The sequence below is a fragment of the Streptomyces sp. NPDC048290 genome (assembly GCF_040652095.1).
In the GTDB taxonomy this organism is placed as follows: Bacteria; Actinomycetota; Actinomycetes; order Streptomycetales; family Streptomycetaceae; genus Streptomyces.
On the sequence record NZ_JBEZLM010000010.1, the window covers coordinates 222,086 to 237,780 of the forward strand.

Here is a 15,695-nt window from a genome sequence, read left to right on the forward strand (position 1 = left end):
GAGGTTTGAGGGAGTGCCGGATGCCCGCCTTTAGTTACTGGTGCCCTCGACGGCCGCCGCGTCCATCCACATGACCTCCCAGGTGTGACCGTCGAGGTCGTCGAAGGCACGGCCGTACATGAAACCGTGGTCCTGGGTCTCGCCGCTGGGCGTGCCGCCCGCCGCGATCGCCCGGTCCACCAGCTCGTCGACCTTCTCGCGGCTCTCGGCGCTGAGCGCGATCAGCACCTCGCTGGTCTTCGTGGCGTCCGCGATCTCCTTCTTGGTGAAGGTCGCGTACTTCTCCCGGTCCAGCATCATCGCGACGATGGTGTCGCTGATCACCACGGACGCCGTGTTCGCGTCGCTGAACTGGGCGTTGATCGGGTAACCCAGGGCGGTGAAGAACGTCTTCGTGGCGGCGACGTCGTTCACGGGCAGGTTCACGAAGATCATCTGCTGGTACATACGGGTCTCTCTCCCCTCGGGCCACGTGCGCGTCCTGGCGGCGTGGTGGCGGTGTCGTGCTGTTCGAGAGGTAGACCGGGACGCGCCGGGAAACTCATCGCAGTACGCCTGACCAGCTTCCACCGGCCGGTGGCCGTACGAGATACCCCAGCCGCCCCCGCGTCAGCGCAGCAAGGGCTGGGCCGCCAACTGCGCCACCAGCAGGGTCAGCGGGCCGAACAGGGCCAGTAGCGCGCCCGCGCGCAGGGCCGCCGCGCCGCGCAGCGTGGTCGCCGGGGCGCCGAGCCTCAGCAGCGCGGCGGTGGTGTCGGCGCGCGCGTGCCGGGCCTCGACGGCGGCGGTGGCCAGCGTCGCCAGCGTGCAGCCCGCCACCAGCAGCGCCCCGAGCGTGCTGAGCGGGCCGAAGACCGCCTCGGCCGCGCCCCGGGGTTCGTGCAGCGCGGCCGTCGCGAACGCCGCCGACGCCACCGCGCAGACCACGCCCAGCGGACGTCCGATCCGGCCCGCCTCGGCCATCAGCACCCGGCCCGCCAGCAGCCGCAGCGCGCCGGGCCGTACGGCCTGGAGGAGCCGGCCGCACAGATGGGTGAGGCCGGGTCCGGCGAGCGCCAGGCCGAGCGCGGTGAGCGTCCAGCCGATCAGCACCCCGGCCGGGCCCGCGCTGAGCCCGCCCGGCAGGGTGGCCGTGGCGGCGCCGGGGGCGACCCGGGTGGCGTACGCCTCCACCGCGAGCCCGGCCGCCAGCACGGTGATGCCCCAGGGCAGTCCGGCGGGGGCGGCACCAGGGGTCGGCAGGGCGGCCGTGCCCGTGCCCGTGCTCGTGTCCCTGCCGGGAGCGGAGTCAGCGCCGGTACCTGTGGCGGAGCCAGGGCTCGTGCCTGCGCCGGTGCCCGTGCCTGTGCCGGGACCGGAGTTCGTGCCTGTGCCGGGACCGGAGTCCCTGCCGGGACCGGAGTCAGCGCCTGTGCCGGTGCCGGTGCCGGTGCCCGTGCCCGTGCCGGGACCGGAGTCCGTGCCGGTGCCGGTGTCCGGCGCGGTGGCCGCCTCGGGCGACTTCACCGCCTCAACCACCTCAGCCGTCACAACCACCTCAGCCGTCACAGCCGACTCAGCCGTCCCCGGTGTCTCGGGCACCGCAAGCACCTCGCGCGCCCCGGGGGCCTTGGGCGTCGCTGGCGTCCGGCGTTCCGTCCACCACCCCCGGGCCGTCCGGCGGGCCCCGCCGCGTTCGCGGGGGCGCAGGACCAGGGCTGTGGTGAGGGACGCGGTCAGCGGGACGACCGTGAGCAGGGTGAGCGCGGCGGGCAGCGGCAGGGGCAGCCCCGCGGCGAGCACCTCCGCCGCGGCGCCGTCGAACGGCATCCCGCTGAGGTCCCCGCGCAGATGCAGGAAGAAGAGCAGGGCCAGCATCGAGCCCAGGGTCGTCGCCAGCGCGGTGGTGGTCGCCGAGACCGCCATCAGCCGGGCCGGACCGAGCCCGATCGCGGACAGCCCCGGACGCGGCAGCGTCCCCGGGTCCGTACGCGCCACCGCCACCGCGAACTGCACGGTCGCGGCGACCGGCACCAGGCACCAGGCCAGCCGCAGCGCCGAGCCGCCCGCGTTGCCGGGGTGGCTCATGGCGTGGCCGAGGGTGCACAGCAGCAGGAAACCGGTGCCGCCGGCGGCTGCCGCGACCAGCAGCCGGCGCAGCTGGACGGCGGGGCGGCCCGCGCGGCTCAGACGGACAGCGAGCACGCGGCGCGGCCCTCCTCGGGTTCGTCCGTCGGCGTGTCCGCCGGTTCGGCGGCGACCGGCGGCAGCTGGACCGTCTGCACCCGGCGCCCGTCGAGCAGCGCGACCGTGCGGTCGGCGAGCGCGGCGGTCTCCGGGTCGTGGGTGGCGAGGAGCACGGTGATGCCGTGCGAGCGGGCGGCCGTGGTCAGCGTGCGCAGCACATGCGCGCGGTCGGCGCGGTGCAGCGGCGCGGTCGGCTCGTCGGCGAACAGCACCGAGGGCGCGGGCGCCAGCGCGCGGGCGATGCACGCCCGCTGCCGCTCGGCCTGCTGGAGCTGGTGCGGATGGCGGCGGGCCCGGTCGCCGATGTCGAGCCGCTCCAGCCACTCCATCGCGGCGGTCCTGGCCCGGCGCCTGCTGGTGCCGCGCAGCATCAGCGGCAGCGCCGCGTTCTCCCAGACGGTCAGCTCCGGTACGAGGACGGGGGCCGGGTCGATCCAGCCGAACCGGTCGCGGCGCAGCCGTTCCCGGGCGAGCGGGCCCATGGTGTGCACGGGGACGCTGTTGAACCAGACCTCGCCCTGCCGGGGCCGGGACAGTCCGGACAGACAGCGCAGTAACGAGGTCTTGCCGCTGCCGCGCGGGCCGCCGACGGCGAGGATCTCGCCCTCCCGGACACCGAGCGAGACACCGCTCAGCGCGGGGGAGCCGTCGTCGTGGGTGAAGTGCAGGGCGCGTGCCCACAGCACGTCGTTGTCCGGCGGGGCCTCCATGGGCGTACACCTCTGTTCGGATCGTCCGTGATTCCCTGGTTCCCCCGTGGCGTCTCCCCCGAGCGGGGGAACGAAGGCCGGGCCGATCGGTCACTGGGCACGCTAGGCACCGGGTGGGGCGGCGCCGGACAGCACGCGGCCCCGGGCCGCCGTTTCTCACTCGAACGGACGGCACCGGGGCCGGGAATGATCATCCAGACGGAAGATCAGAAACCGCTGGGGACGAGGATCAGAGCTTGGTCCATGCCTCGGTCAGCGTGGCGCGCAGGATCTGCTCGATCTCGTCGAAGGTCGACTGGTCGGAGATCAGCGGCGGGGCGAGCTGGACGACCGGGTCGCCGCGGTCGTCGGCCCGGCAGTACAGACCGTTGTCGTACAGCGCCTTGGAGAGGAAGCCGTACAGGACGCGCTCGGTCTCCTCGTCGTTGAAGGTCTCCTTGGTGGCCTTGTCCTTCACCAGCTCGATGCCGTAGAAGAAGCCGTTGCCGCGGACGTCGCCGACGATCGGCAGGTCGTGCAGCTTCTGAAGGGTGGAGAGGAAGGCGCCCTCGTTGTCCAGCACGTGCTGGGTGAGGTTCTCGCGCTCGAACAGGTCGAGGTTGGCGAGGCCCACCGCCGCGGAGACCGGGTGGCCGCCGAAGGTGTAGCCGTGCAGGAAGGTGTTGTCGCCCTTGTAGAACGGCTCGGCGATCTTGTCGGAGACGATGCACGCGCCGATCGGGGAGTAGCCCGAGGTCATGCCCTTGGCGCAGGTGATCATGTCCGGTACGTAGCCGAACTTGTCGCAGGCGAAGATCGTGCCGAGCCGGCCGAAGGCGCAGATGACCTCGTCCGAGACCAGCAGCACGTCGTACTGGTCGCAGATCTCGCGGACCCGCTGGAAGTAGCCGGGCGGGGGCGGGAAGCAGCCGCCCGCGTTCTGCACCGGCTCAAGGAAGACCGCGGCGACCGTCTCCGGGCCCTCGAACAGGATCTGCTGCTCGATCTGGTCGGCGGCCCAGCGGCCGAACGCCTCGGGGTCGTCGCCGTGGATCGGGGCGCGGTAGATGTTGGTGTTCGGGACCTTGTGCGCGCCCGGCACCAGCGGCTCGAAGGGCGCCTTCAGCGCCGGGAGGCCGGTGATGGACAGGGCGCCCTGCGGGGTGCCGTGGTAGGCGACCGCGCGGGAGATCACCTTGTACTTGGTGTGCTGGCCCTTGAGCTTGAAGTACTGCTTGGCCAGCTTCCAGGCGGTCTCGACGGCCTCGCCGCCACCGGTGGTGAAGAAGACCTTGTTGAGGTCGCCCGGCGCGTGGTGCGCGAGCCGCTCGGCCAGCTCGACGGCCTTCGGGTGGGCGTAGGACCACACCGGGAAGAACGCCAGTTCCTGCGCCTGCTTGGCGGCGGCCTCGGCGAGCTCGACCCGGCCGTGTCCGGCCTGGACGACGAAGAGACCGGCGAGGCCGTCGAGGTAGCGCTTGCCCTGGTCGTCGTAGATGTAGGTGCCCTCACCCCGCACGATCGTGGGGACGGGGGAGTTCTCGTACGACGACATGCGGGTGAAGTGCATCCACAGGTGGTCGTAGGCGCTCTGGCTGAGGTCCTTGGTGCTCACGGTTATCGGGTCCTCACGGGTTATCGGGTTCCCCACATATAGGTCTGCTTCTTGAGCTTCAGATAGACGAAACTCTCGGTGGAGCGCACTCCGGGCAGGGCCCGGATGCGTCGGTTGATGACATCGAGCAGATGGTCGTCGTCCTCGCAGACGATCTCCACCATCAGATCGAACGAGCCCGCGGTCATCACCACGTACTCGCACTCGGACATGGCCGTCAGCGCCTCGGCGGCGGCCTCCACGTCACCCTCCACGTTGATGCCCACCATCGCCTGCCGGCGGAAGCCCACGGTGAGCGGGTCCGTGACGGCGACGATCTGCATCACGCCCTGGTCGAGCAGCTTCTGGACGCGCTGGCGCACGGCCGCCTCGGACAGGCCGACGGCCTTGCCGATCGCGGCGTACGGCCGGCGGCCGTCCTCCTGAAGTTGCTCGATGATGGCGAGGGAGACATCGTCCAGGGTGGGACTTCCGTTCCCGGTCCTGGACTGACTGGAGCCCCTCGGCTCTGCGCTTCGACTGGCCACGAAAGTCACTGTGCCCGAGGTCTCGACAGTTTCGCAAGAGCTGAGCAATGAATTTCGTTGTTCTTGGGGCTTGAGTGTGCGGATTTCGCAGGTTTGGCGCGGCGGGGGGTGTTGAAACCGTCGGGCTACCGATTACGCTGGGTGTCTCAGTGTGTGGACACCTGCATACAGGGCCACACAGGACACTGAGCCGTATGGGACACCGACACTTGGAGGGCCGGCAGTGAGCACCGAGCTGCGTCGTCTGCGCAACTACATCGACGGAGAGTTCCGGGACGCCGCCGACGGACGGACCACCGAGGTGGTCAACCCGGCGACCGGCGAGGCGTACGCGACCGCCCCGCTCTCCGGGGAGTCCGACGTCGACGCCGCCATGGCCGCCGCCGCGGCGGCCTTCCCGGCGTGGCGGGACAGCACCCCGGCGGAGCGCCAGAGGGCTCTGCTGAAGATCGCCGACCTCTTCGAGGAGCGCGCCGAGGAACTCATCGCCGCCGAGGTGGAGAACACGGGCAAGCCCATCGGGCTGACCCGCACCGAGGAGATCCCTCCGATGGTCGACCAGATCCGCTTCTTCGCGGGTGCGGCCCGGATGCTGGAGGGTCGCTCGGCCGGTGAGTACATGGAGGGCCTGACCTCCATCATCCGCCGTGAGCCGGTCGGTGTCTGCGCGCAGGTCGCGCCCTGGAACTACCCGATGATGATGGCCGTCTGGAAGTTCGCCCCGGCGCTCGCCGCGGGCAACACCGTCGTGCTGAAGCCGTCGGACACCACGCCCGCCTCCACCGTGCTGATCGCCGAGATCATCGGGTCCGTCGTACCCAAGGGTGTCTTCAACGTCCTCTGCGGCGACCGCGACACCGGGCGGCTGATGGTCGAGCACCCGACCCCGGCGATGGCCTCCATCACCGGCTCGGTACGGGCCGGTATCTCGGTCGCCGAGTCCGCCGCGAAGGACGTCAAGCGGGTCCATCTGGAGCTGGGCGGCAAGGCGCCGGTCGTGGTCTTCGAGGACACCGACATCGCCAAGGCCGTCGAGGACATCTCCGTCGCGGGCTTCTTCAACGCCGGGCAGGACTGCACGGCGGCCACCCGCGTGCTGGTCCAGGAGTCCATCCACGACGAGTTCGTCGCCGCGCTGGCGGCTGCCGCCGCGGAGACGAAGACCGGGCAGCCGGACGACGAGGACGTGCTGTACGGGCCGCTGAACAATCCGAACCAGCTCGCCCAGGTGGCCGGGTTCGTCGAGCGGCTGCCCGCGCACGCCAAGGTGCAGGCCGGTGGGCACCGGGTCGGGGAGACCGGGTACTTCTACGCGCCGACCGTGGTGTCGGGGCTGAAGCAGGATGACGAGATCATCCAGAACGAGGTGTTCGGGCCGGTCATCACCGTGCAGTCGTTCGCCGACGAGGCGCAGGCCGTCGAGTGGGCGAACGGGGTCGAGTACGCGCTGGCCTCGTCCGTGTGGACCAAGGACCACGCTCGGGCCATGCGGATGTCCAAGGTGCTGGACTTCGGGTGCGTGTGGATCAACACGCATATTCCTCTCGTGGCGGAGATGCCGCATGGGGGGTTCAAGAAGTCGGGGTATGGCAAGGACCTTTCCGCGTACGGGTTCGATGACTACACGCGGATCAAGCATGTGATGACGTCCCTGGGATAAGGGGTTCGGTTCCCTGTCGTTCGGGGTGGTCGTTGTTTCGTGGGGGGCTGCGGGCCGGTTGTGGCTGGTCGCGCAGTTCCTCCCCCAGAGGGGGTACCCCCAGCGCCCCTGACAGGGGCGTTCTGGACAAGGTGTCTTGGTCGGTGCCGTTCGCTTGACGTTGCGTCTGTTGCCCACGGTTCTGGTCCGGGCACATGCTGCGGGAATGTCGTTGTCTATGAGAAGCAATGGGGTGTCCCGGCGGGGGCTGCTGACGGCGCTCGGGGGTGGGGTCGCCCTTGGGGCGCTCGCCGGGTGTGGGGTGCCCGCCGCCTATGTGGCGCCCGGGGACCGGGGCGGGGCCGATCGCTCCGCGCGGGACAAGCGGCTGATGTTCGCCAACTGGCCGCTCTACATCGACACCGACGACCAGGACAGCACCAAGCGGCCCACCCTCGACGCGTTCGAGAAGCGGACCGGGATCTCCGTCGACTATGTCGAGGAGATCAACGACAACGACGAGTTCTTCGGCAAGATCAGCCCCTCCCTGATGAACCGTCAGCCCACCGACCGGGACCTGATCGTCATCAGCGACTGGATGTGCGCCCGGTTCGTACGGCTCGGCTGGGTGCAGGAGATGGACCGCGCCCGCCAGCCCCACGTCACCCGGTACCTGGACCCGCTGCTGCGGGCGCCCGGCTTCGACCCCGGCCGTAAGTTCACCGTGCCCTGGCAGTCCGGGATCACCGGTATCGCCTACAACCGGCGGCGGCTCGGCCGGGAGATCCGGCAGGTGTCGGATCTGTGGGCGAAGGACCTCAAGGGGCGGGTCACCCTGCTGTCCGGTCTCGACGAGGCGTTCGCGCTGCTGCTGCTGGGCAACGGCGTCGACATCACGCAGTGGACCGCACGGGACTTCGACCAGATCTGCGACCAGGTCGAACGGCAGGTGCGCAGCGGGCAGATCCGCCGCTTCACCGGCAACGACTACATCAAGGACCTCTCCAGCGGGGACGTCCTGGCCTGTCAGGCGTACTCCGGCGATGTGATCCAGCTCCAGGCCGACGACCCGGACATCGAGTTCGTGGTGCCCGAGGAGGGCGCCGAGCTGTGGGCCGAGTCGCTGATGATCCCCAACCTCGCCGCCCACAAGGCCAACGCCGAAGAGCTGATCGACTACTACTACCGGCCCGAGGTCGCCGCCGAGCTGGCCGCGTGGGTCAACTATGTGTGCCCGGTGCCCGCCGCGCGGGACGTCCTCGCCGACTCCGGGGACGAGGAGCTGGCCGCGCTCGCCGAGGACCCGCTGATCTTCCCCGACGACGCCATGCGCGAGCGGCTCACCATCGCGCGGGACATCACCTCGCAGGAGCGGGTGGAGTTCGGGAAGCGGTGGAACGCCATCGCGGGGTTGTGAGGGGAAGCCCCCCGGGGTGGGGGGCTTCCGGGGTCCGGGGTGGTGTCAGCGCGGGGCCATGCGCAGGGCTCCGTCCATGCGGATCGTCTCGCCGTTGAGGTAGTCGTGCTCGATGATCGCCAGGGCGAGCTGGGCGTACTCGTCGGGGCGGCCCAGGCGCTGCGGGAACGGGACTCCGGCGGCGAGGCCGGCGCGGAACTCCTCCGAGATGGTGGCCAGCATCGGGGTCTCCACGATGCCGGGCGCGATGGCGCACACCCGGATGCCGTACTGGGCGAGGTCCCGGGCGGCCGGGAGGGTCAGTCCGACGACCCCGCCCTTGGACGAGGCGTAGGCGGCCTGGCCGACCTGACCCTCGTACGCGGCGACGGACGCGGTGTTGACGATGACCCCGCGCTGGCCGTGCTCGTCGGGCTCGGTCCGCGCGATGGCCTCACTGGCGAGCGCCAGGACCGTGAACGTGCCGATCAGATTGACCTGGACGACCTTGGCGTACAGGGCCAGGTCGTGCACGCCCTTCTTGCCGAGGACGCGCATCGAGGGGGCGATCCCGGCGCAGTTGACCACCGTGCGCAGCGGGGCGCCGCTCGCGACGGCCGTCGCCACCGCCTCCCCGACCGCCTCGCCGTCCGTGATGTCGGCCGTCAGATAGGTGATGCTGCCCGGTCCGGTGTCGCCCGTCTCGCCCGCCGCCTCGCCCGCCGCGAGGTCGAGGACGAAGACCTGGGCGCCCTGCTTGGCGAGGGCCGCCGCCGTGGCGGCGCCGAGGCCGGACGCGCCGCCGGTCACGATCGCGGCGGTGTGGTCGATGCGCATCAGTTCTCCTGGGTCCGGACCCGCAGGTCGCCTCGGTCGTCGTGCTTGAGCCCGCGGCTGATGATCAGCCGCTGGATCTGGTTGGTGCCTTCGAAGATCTGCATGACCTTGGCCTCGCGCATATAGCGCTCCACCGGGAAGTCACGGGTGTATCCGTACCCGCCCAGCACCTGGACCGCGTCGGTGGTCACCTTCATGGCGTTGTCGGTGGCGACCAGCTTGGCGACGGCCGCCTCGGTCGCGAAGGGCAGGCCCTCGTCCCTGAGCCGGGCGGCGGCCAGCGTGGTGGCGCGGGCCGACTGGACGGCGGCGGCCATGTCCGCGAGGACGAACGCCAGGCCCTGGTGGTCGATGATGGCCTGGCCGAAGGTCTCCCGCTCGCGGGCGTAGCGCACCGCGTGGTCCAGCGCGCCCTGGGCGAGACCGACCCCGACCGAGGCGATGCCGAGCCGTCCGCAGTCCAGTCCGGCGAACGCGATCCTGAGGCCCTGGCCCTCCTCGCCGATCCGCCGGGCGGCCGGGACCCGGACGTCCTCCAGCCGGATCGTGGCGGTGGTGGAGCCGGTGAGGCCCATTTTCCGCTCGGGCGGGTCGGCGATCAGCCCGGGGGTGTCGGCCGGGACCAGGAAGCAGGACACACCGTGCGAGCCGTCGTCGGAGGTGCGGGCCATCACCGTGTAGAAGTCGGCGTGGCCGCCGTGGGTGATCCATGCCTTCGCGCCGTTGAGCACATAGTCGCCGCCGTCCCGGACCGCGCGGGTGCGCATCGCCGCGGGGTCGGACCCGGCGTGCGCCTCGGACAGGCAGTACGCGCCGAGCAGCTCACCGCCGAGCAGGTCGGGCAGCCACTCCTTCTTCTGCTCCTCGGTGCCGAAGGCGACCAGCGGATAGCAGGACAGCGCGTGCACCGACACACCGACGGCGACGCTGGACCACACCGCCGCGATCTCCTCCAGCACCTGGAGGTAGATCTCGTAGGGCTGGTCCCCGCCGCCGTACTCCTCGGGGTAGGGCAGGCTCAGCAGTCCCGCGCGGCCGAGGGTGCGGAACACCTCACGCGGGAACCGCTCCTCGGCCTCGGCCCGCGCGACCCGCGGGGCCAGCTCCTTCTCGGCCAGCTCACGGGTCAGCTCGATCAGGGCGACGGCTTCGGGTGTGGGGAGCGTACGGGTAGCGGGCATGGGGTTCCCCCGGTCCTGGCACTGGGTTCACTGGGATCCATGGGATCGCTGGGATCACAGGGATCACAGGGGTCATGGGTCGTGATTATTGATACGGCTAGCGATACAAGAGTATCGCTCCACGTACGGTACGGCCATGTGGCGAGGTCATGGGGGTGACGGGGGTCACGGAGCGGCAGAGCGGCGGAGCGGCAGGGCGGTGGGGTCAGGGGGAGACCGCGTGGACGATGAGGGACGCCAGCTCCGCGTACGCCTCCGAGTCGGTCAGGCCGGTCCGGGTGGCGATCTCGCCGCGCTGGATCTCCTGCATCGTCGCGGCGACCACCTCGGCCACGAAGGCCGCGTGCACATCGCGGAAGGCGCCCTCCGCGACGCCCTCGGTGATCAGCTGCCGGATACGGCCCGCCGCGATCCGGGTGTTGGCCTCGTAGACCTCACGGGCCGGTTCGAACGCGGCCATGTCGTCCAGGAACCGCCGGGACAGCGGCTTGAGCTGCTCGGCCACCGCGTTGAGATAGACCACCACACGCTCGGAGGGCGCCGACGCGTCCGCGATGCGCTGCTCGACGGCCTCCGTCGCCGCACGGAAGTAGTGCTTGACCGCCTCGCGCACCAGCTCCTGCTTGCTGCCCGCCAGCTGGTACAGCGTGGTCTTCGAGCAGTGCAGCCGCTCGGTCAGCTCGTCCAGCGTGAACGACGCGAAACCCTCCGCCGTCAGCAGCGCCACCAGTCGTTCCAGCAGATCGGTCTGGCGGGCGGTACGGCGTGTCGACGGCATGTGCTCAGCGTAACCGGTGCTTTCGCGTCACCGAGGGTGCTTTCCGCGCCACCGCGACCACCCGTTCCGGACCGTCTCCGCCGGGTCCCACGCGGGCCCCCGCCCCCAGGTCACCGGCACGCACGCCAGCCCGATCAGCACCGCCGTGAAGTGCCCGACGTCGGTGAAGGTGCGGGAGATGAACAGGGGAGGCGTGTACACCGCGAACACCCCGGCCAGATACACATACCGCCATGGGGGCGTGATCCGGTAGGTCAGGACCGCGATCACCCCGGCCAGCGCGTAACTCACCCCCACATCAAGGGTGTTCACCGCCGACTGCGGTGCCAGGCCCTGCCGGATGCCCCAGGCCAGCAGGCCCTCGCTGAGATAGGTGGCCAGCACATGCGCGGTGAACGCCACCAGCAGCCAGCGCGCGGTCCCCAGCCAGCGTTCCGCCTGCGCGTGGAACACGCTGTACAGCACGGCGTACGACAGCCAGCCGCCGCCGTCGATCCAGAACGCGCTGGAGATCAGGACCCGCAGCGGGTTCGTGGTCAGCTCATGGATGTTGGTGGACCGCTGCCGCAGGAAGTCGCTCTCGAAGTCCGGCGACATGTGGTGCAGCAGCACCGTGGTGACCAGCAGCGCGGCGAGCCAGATATAGGTGCCGGGGGCGCTGCGCACATATCGGGCCACGGACCGGCCCGCGCGCCGGAGCTGCGTTCGCATGGGCCGATTCAGTCATGGGACGCGGTCCGGCGGGGGGACCGTCACCCGGGTGGGGGCAGGTCAGCGCCGGGACGCCAGGAGCGGGGCGTAGAAACCGCCGTCGCCCTCGGCGAACGCGGTGAGCAGGGCGGTCGCCGTGGCCCGGTCCTGCGGGTCGGGGTCGTCCGAGGCGAGGTCGTTCTCCAGCATCCACATCTCCAGCAGTACGGCGTGGCCGAGGAGGACGTCGGGGCCGCCCGCCGCGTCCAGTTCGGCGGCGGCGATCGGCTCGACCACCGCGCGCAGGGCGGCGCGCTCCGCCTCGGCGGCCGGTTCGTCGCCGGGCTGGGCGGTGGGCTGGGCAGCGGGCTGGTCGGTGGGCTGGTCAGTGGGCTGGGCAGCGGGCGCGTAGGCCAGCTTCACCAGCTCGTTGAGGTCGACCGCGAGCGGGGCCACGACGGCGAACTCGAAGTCGAGCAGCGCGGTGACCCGGCCGTCGTGCCACAGCGTGTTCGGCGGGCAGAAGTCCCCGTGGTTCAGCACCCGGGGCGCCTGCGGCAGGGCGGCCCAGCAGCGGTCCAGCACCGGGCCGAGCCCCCGCGCCACGGAGGCGCCGAGCGCGCCCGCCGCCACCAGCCGCGCCAGCCCGGCCGCCGCCTGCTCCGGGCCGTCGGGGAAGAACGGCGACCGGTCCCGGACGTAGGGCGCCACGGCGGTCACGTCGGTGCGGTGCACATGCCGGGCGCGTTCCCACATCTGCGCCACCGCGCGGGACCGGGCGGCGGGGTCCAGCGTGGGCCAGACCTCCTCCAGGTTCCGGCCCGGGACCCGCCGGGTCAGCACCCACTCGTGCCCCTCCAGGACGCCCGAGTCGACCACCGCCGGGCAGCCGGTCCCGGGCGGCAGCAGCCGCAGCAGCCGTTCCTCGCGGAGCAGATCGGCCGCGCCCGCCCGCCGCGCGACCCGGACCACCAGGTCCTCGGCCAGCCAGGTGGCGTTGGTCCAGCCCCGGCCCGGCTCGGCCGTACGGATGTCGGCGCCGCGCCCGCGCAGCACCGCCTCGGCGACGCGGTAGGGGACGGAAGCGGCGGACATGGCGGCGGGCGTGGGGGCGGGCTCGGGGGAGGGCTCGGGGGTCATGGGCGCACGGTAGTCGTGGACGCGAGCGGTGGACCAGCGGTTTCCGTGGTGGGGCGGGGGACCGGGGCGAGGGCGGGGGCGCCGGGGCGGGGGCCTTCGGGGGGTGGGCTGCCGTCGGCAAGGGGGACGGGATCGAGGGCGAGGAGTTCGCGCAGCAGCCCGTCCACCTGGGCCATGAAGCCGGGCTCGAAGCCGTTGAGGCCGAAGTGCCCCTCCTTGGACTCGATCACCTGGAACCGGGCGCCGGGGATCAGTGCCGCGTCCGCCGCGCACTCCTCGGGTGGGAAGAACATGTCGTGGCTGATCGGCAGGACGAAGGTCCGGGCGGTGATCCGGCCGAGCGCGGCGGCGAGATCCCCGCCCGTGTGCCGCGAGACGTCGGCGCGCTGCCACTTCCCGATCTGGGTGAGCAGCGCGTGGGGGTCCATGGGCTCGAAGTACGCCTTCATCACCCCGTTGAGGAAGTCGTCGAGGGAGGACATGCCGAGCACCGTCCGCCAGCGTTCCTCCTGGTAGAAGTCGCGGCTCCAGCCGAGCAGGGCCACCACGCGGGCCATCCGGTCCAGGCCGTCGCGGACATCGGCGCCGTCCCGGTACCAGCCGCCGTTCCAGGCCGGGTCACAGGTGAGGGCCTCGCGCAGGCTCTCGGTGAAGACGACCTGGTGGTGGGAGATCCGGGCGGTGGCGGCGAGGACCGCCGCCCGCTCCACCATCGCGGGGTGGCGCACCGCCCACTCGTAGATCTGCTGGCCGCCCATCGAGCCGCCCACCGCGAGCGCCAGCCGGTCGACCCCGAAGACCTCGGTCAGCAGCCGGTGCTGGGCGCGGACGTCGTCGGCGATACGGACCGTCGGGAACTTCGCCATGGACTGCGGTGGCGCGGTGTTGTGCGGGGAGGACGAGACCCCGCTGCCGAGTTGGTCGGCGACGACGATGAAGTAGCGCGCCGGGTCGAGCGCGTGGCCCGCGCCGATGTAGACGTCCTCCATGACCTTGCCGGTGCCGGAGAACCAGGTCGTGACCAGGACGGCGTTGTCCTTCGCGGCGTTCAGCGTGCCGAAGGTGCGGTAGGCGAGCCGGGCGCCGCGCAGGGTCTCGCCCTCCTCCAAGAGGAGGTCGCCGAGGTCGTGGAGGTGGTGGGTGCCCTGGGACTCGGGGGCGGTGTAGTAGGGGTTGTCGATCACTGCGCGCCACCTTGCGCGGTCAGCTCCCGGGCGTCCGGGAGACGGCCCGCCGAGTCCGGCTCGTAGACCTGGGCCAGGGCCATGAAGAGCAGGGCCACACCGAGCGCCCCGGGGTCGGGGACGCCGAGGGCGCGGTCGCCGACGTAGCTGGCCCGGCCGCGGCGCGGGGTGAGACCGGCGGTGGCACGGGCGCCCTGGACGGCGGCCTCGGCGGCGGTGGTGAACGGGGCGTTGTCCTGGGCGGTGTCCGGCGCGTTCAGCGCGCTCGCCGCCGGGGCGAGGGCGTCGATCAGGGTGCAGTCGCCCGGTTCGGCGCCGCCCACCCGGTGGATCGCGGTACGGGCGGCGTCGGCGGCGGACCCCGCCTTCCCGGGCTCCGGCGCCCGCTCGTCCGGCCAGGTGACGGTGGCCAGCTCCTGGAAGAGGAGGCCGAAGAGCGGGCCGCTGGTGCCGCCCACGTCGTTGAGGAACGCCCCCGACAGGGCCGCCATGCCGTCCGTGCCGCTGTCCGCGAGGTTCACCGCGCGGCGGACCCCGCCGAGCAGGTTGTCACCGAAGTCGCCGTCGCCGACGAGCTGGTCGAGGGCGGTGAGGTTGTCCCGGGTGGCCAGCACCAGGGCCGCGAAGCGGTCGAGGACGGGGCGCCCGGAGACGGGGCTGCCGCCGCGTGGCGCGCGGGGCGTCGCCGCGCCGGAGGTCACGACCGTGCCCGCCGTCGCCGTCTCGGCGGTCAGGGTGCGGGCCGGGAGGACCAGCGGGGTGTCCGACGGCGCCGTCCACAGCGCCGTCCACTCCGGCTCCATCCGGGTCAGGGTCAGCGAGAAACCGGCCATGTCCAGCGCCGCGGTGAAGGTGCCCGGGACCACGGCCAGCGGCTCGATCCCCCGGGCCAGCAGCAGATCGTGCACCTGGGCGCCGATCGCGTGCAGTTCGAGGCCGGTCGTCGCGCCCAGGCCGTTCACCACCACCAGCACCTTGTCCGGGCCGGGCGGCAGCGCGTCCAGCAGATCGTCGGTCAGCCGCCGGACCAAGGCGTCCACCGGGCGGTGGTCGATCGTGCCGGTGCCGCGCTCGCCGTGGATGCCGACGCCGTACTCCAGCGTGCCGGGGCTCAGCTCGAACGCCGGGCGGGCGGTCGCGGGCGACGTCTGCGCGCGGGCCGCCACGGCGAGACTGCGGGACCGGGCCACGATCCGCTCGCCCAGCGCCGCCAGCTCGGCGAGCCCGGCGCCCTCGTCCGCCGCCGCGCCGAGCAGCTTCTCCAGGACGACGGTGGCGGCGGTGCCCCGGCGGCCGGTCGCGGTGTCCTCCTTGTCCGTGGCGAGGTCGTCGTCCACCAGGACGGTGGCCACGGGGATGCCGTCGTGGCGCAGCCGCTCCGCCGCGATCTGGAAGTTGATGACGTCGCCGGTGTAGTTCTTCACGACGAACAGCACCCCGCCGGGCCGTGCGACGGACCGTCCGGCCGCGTAGATCTGCCGGTTGTGCGGCGACGCGAAGATCTCACCGGGGCATACGGCGTCCAGCCCGCCGGGGCCGAGCAGCCCGGTGTGCAGCGGCTCGTGCCCGGAGCCGCCGCCCGAGACCAGGGCGACGCTGCGGCCCGGCCGGGCGACCCGGGAGCGCAGGAAGAGCGGGTCGCCGTGGACCTCGATCAGCCCCGGATGCGCCAGCGCGAGGCCCCGCGCGGCGGTCAGTACGGCATCCGAATTCTGGAGGAAGTAGGTCATATGGGGTGGCTCCAGGGTGAGTGGGAGTAAGGGCGGGCGAGCGCGTGGGGGAGGCGGGTGGGT

At 72.0% G+C, this 15,695-nt stretch carries 14 protein-coding genes; 2 read left to right on the plus strand and 12 right to left on the minus strand.

Annotated elements, in window-relative coordinates; all coding sequences use genetic code 11:
* Positions 1 to 30: 30 nt before the first annotated feature.
* The 5 genes from AB0D49_RS19600 to AB0D49_RS19620 all read right to left on the minus strand — a co-directional run bounded on the left by AB0D49_RS19600 (position 31) and on the right by AB0D49_RS19620 (position 5,057).
* Positions 31 to 447, minus strand: coding sequence for a VOC family protein (locus AB0D49_RS19600; RefSeq protein WP_362758726.1), 417 nt, complete (start codon positions 445 to 447; stop codon positions 31 to 33).
* Positions 448 to 609: 162 nt separating this feature from the next.
* Positions 610 to 2,184, minus strand: coding sequence for a hypothetical protein (locus AB0D49_RS19605; RefSeq protein ID WP_362758728.1), 1,575 nt, complete (start codon positions 2,182 to 2,184; stop codon positions 610 to 612).
* The gene (locus AB0D49_RS19610; protein WP_362758730.1) at positions 2,166 to 2,936 is read right to left on the minus strand and encodes an ATP-binding cassette domain-containing protein; all 771 of its coding nucleotides are present in this window, start codon (positions 2,934 to 2,936) and stop codon (positions 2,166 to 2,168) included. Before AB0D49_RS19610 ends, AB0D49_RS19605 begins: the two co-directional genes overlap by 19 nt.
* Positions 2,937 to 3,165: 229 nt before the next feature.
* Positions 3,166 to 4,530, minus strand: a complete 1,365-nt coding sequence (locus AB0D49_RS19615; RefSeq protein WP_362758733.1) for an aspartate aminotransferase family protein — start codon at positions 4,528 to 4,530, stop codon at positions 3,166 to 3,168.
* A 20-nt stretch (positions 4,531 to 4,550) separates the two neighbouring features.
* The gene (locus tag AB0D49_RS19620) at positions 4,551 to 5,057 is read right to left on the minus strand and encodes an Lrp/AsnC family transcriptional regulator (RefSeq protein WP_362758735.1); all 507 of its coding nucleotides are present in this window, start codon (positions 5,055 to 5,057) and stop codon (positions 4,551 to 4,553) included.
* Positions 5,058 to 5,280: 223 nt separating this feature from the next.
* Between AB0D49_RS19620 and AB0D49_RS19625 the strand changes: the two genes are divergently transcribed.
* A complete protein-coding gene (locus AB0D49_RS19625; RefSeq protein WP_362758737.1) occupies positions 5,281 to 6,717 on the plus strand; it encodes a gamma-aminobutyraldehyde dehydrogenase in 1,437 nt (478 codons plus the stop codon).
* Between the two features lie 205 nt (positions 6,718 to 6,922).
* Positions 6,923 to 8,113: a spermidine/putrescine ABC transporter substrate-binding protein gene (locus AB0D49_RS19630; RefSeq protein WP_362758739.1), complete on the plus strand. Its 1,191-nt coding sequence runs from the start codon at positions 6,923 to 6,925 to the stop codon at positions 8,111 to 8,113.
* A 45-nt stretch (positions 8,114 to 8,158) separates the two neighbouring features.
* On the opposite strand, the gene AB0D49_RS19635 is transcribed toward AB0D49_RS19630, so the two are convergent.
* From AB0D49_RS19635 to AB0D49_RS19665, 7 genes are all read right to left on the minus strand, one after another.
* Entirely contained in the window at positions 8,159 to 8,929 is a 771-nt protein-coding gene (locus AB0D49_RS19635) for an SDR family NAD(P)-dependent oxidoreductase (protein ID WP_362758741.1), read from the minus strand.
* Entirely contained in the window at positions 8,929 to 10,110 is a 1,182-nt protein-coding gene (locus AB0D49_RS19640; protein WP_362758743.1) for an acyl-CoA dehydrogenase family protein, read from the minus strand. Before AB0D49_RS19640 ends, AB0D49_RS19635 begins: the two co-directional genes overlap by 1 nt.
* A 205-nt stretch (positions 10,111 to 10,315) precedes the next feature.
* Positions 10,316 to 10,888, minus strand: coding sequence for a TetR/AcrR family transcriptional regulator (locus AB0D49_RS19645; RefSeq protein ID WP_362758745.1), 573 nt, complete (start codon positions 10,886 to 10,888; stop codon positions 10,316 to 10,318).
* 27 nt (positions 10,889 to 10,915) lie between these two features.
* On the minus strand, positions 10,916 to 11,599 hold the full coding sequence (locus AB0D49_RS19650; RefSeq protein ID WP_362758747.1) for a rhomboid-like protein: 684 nt from the start codon (positions 11,597 to 11,599) through the stop codon (positions 10,916 to 10,918).
* A 60-nt stretch (positions 11,600 to 11,659) separates the two neighbouring features.
* Entirely contained in the window at positions 11,660 to 12,718 is a 1,059-nt protein-coding gene (locus AB0D49_RS19655) for a phosphotransferase (RefSeq protein ID WP_362758749.1), read from the minus strand.
* Positions 12,715 to 13,902 carry an alpha/beta fold hydrolase gene (locus tag AB0D49_RS19660; RefSeq protein WP_362758751.1) on the minus strand — a complete coding sequence of 396 codons (1,188 nt, stop codon included), beginning with the start codon at positions 13,900 to 13,902 and terminating at the stop codon, positions 12,715 to 12,717. Before AB0D49_RS19660 ends, AB0D49_RS19655 begins: the two co-directional genes overlap by 4 nt.
* The gene (locus AB0D49_RS19665; RefSeq protein ID WP_362758753.1) at positions 13,899 to 15,632 is read right to left on the minus strand and encodes a dihydroxyacetone kinase family protein; all 1,734 of its coding nucleotides are present in this window, start codon (positions 15,630 to 15,632) and stop codon (positions 13,899 to 13,901) included. Before AB0D49_RS19665 ends, AB0D49_RS19660 begins: the two co-directional genes overlap by 4 nt.
* Positions 15,633 to 15,695 lie beyond the last annotated feature (63 nt).

Bases quoted from the DNA above. Each gene is read 5' to 3' on its own strand.
- AB0D49_RS19600 (WP_362758726.1), bottom strand. From the start codon at position 447: ATGTACCAGCAGATGATCTTCGTGAACCTGCCCGTGAACGACGTCGCC.
- AB0D49_RS19610 (WP_362758730.1), bottom strand. From the start codon at position 2,936: ATGGAGGCCCCGCCGGACAACGACGTGCTGTGGGCACGCGCCCTGCAC.
- AB0D49_RS19630 (WP_362758739.1), top strand. From the start codon at position 6,923: ATGTCGTTGTCTATGAGAAGCAATGGGGTGTCCCGGCGGGGGCTGCTG.
- AB0D49_RS19635 (WP_362758741.1), bottom strand. From the start codon at position 8,929: ATGCGCATCGACCACACCGCCGCGATCGTGACCGGCGGCGCGTCCGGC.
- AB0D49_RS19640 (WP_362758743.1), bottom strand. From the start codon at position 10,110: ATGCCCGCTACCCGTACGCTCCCCACACCCGAAGCCGTCGCCCTGATC.
- AB0D49_RS19645 (WP_362758745.1), bottom strand. From the start codon at position 10,888: ATGCCGTCGACACGCCGTACCGCCCGCCAGACCGATCTGCTGGAACGA.
- AB0D49_RS19650 (WP_362758747.1), bottom strand. From the start codon at position 11,599: ATGCGAACGCAGCTCCGGCGCGCGGGCCGGTCCGTGGCCCGATATGTG.
- AB0D49_RS19655 (WP_362758749.1), bottom strand. From the start codon at position 12,718: ATGACCCCCGAGCCCTCCCCCGAGCCCGCCCCCACGCCCGCCGCCATG.
- AB0D49_RS19665 (WP_362758753.1), bottom strand. From the start codon at position 15,632: ATGACCTACTTCCTCCAGAATTCGGATGCCGTACTGACCGCCGCGCGG.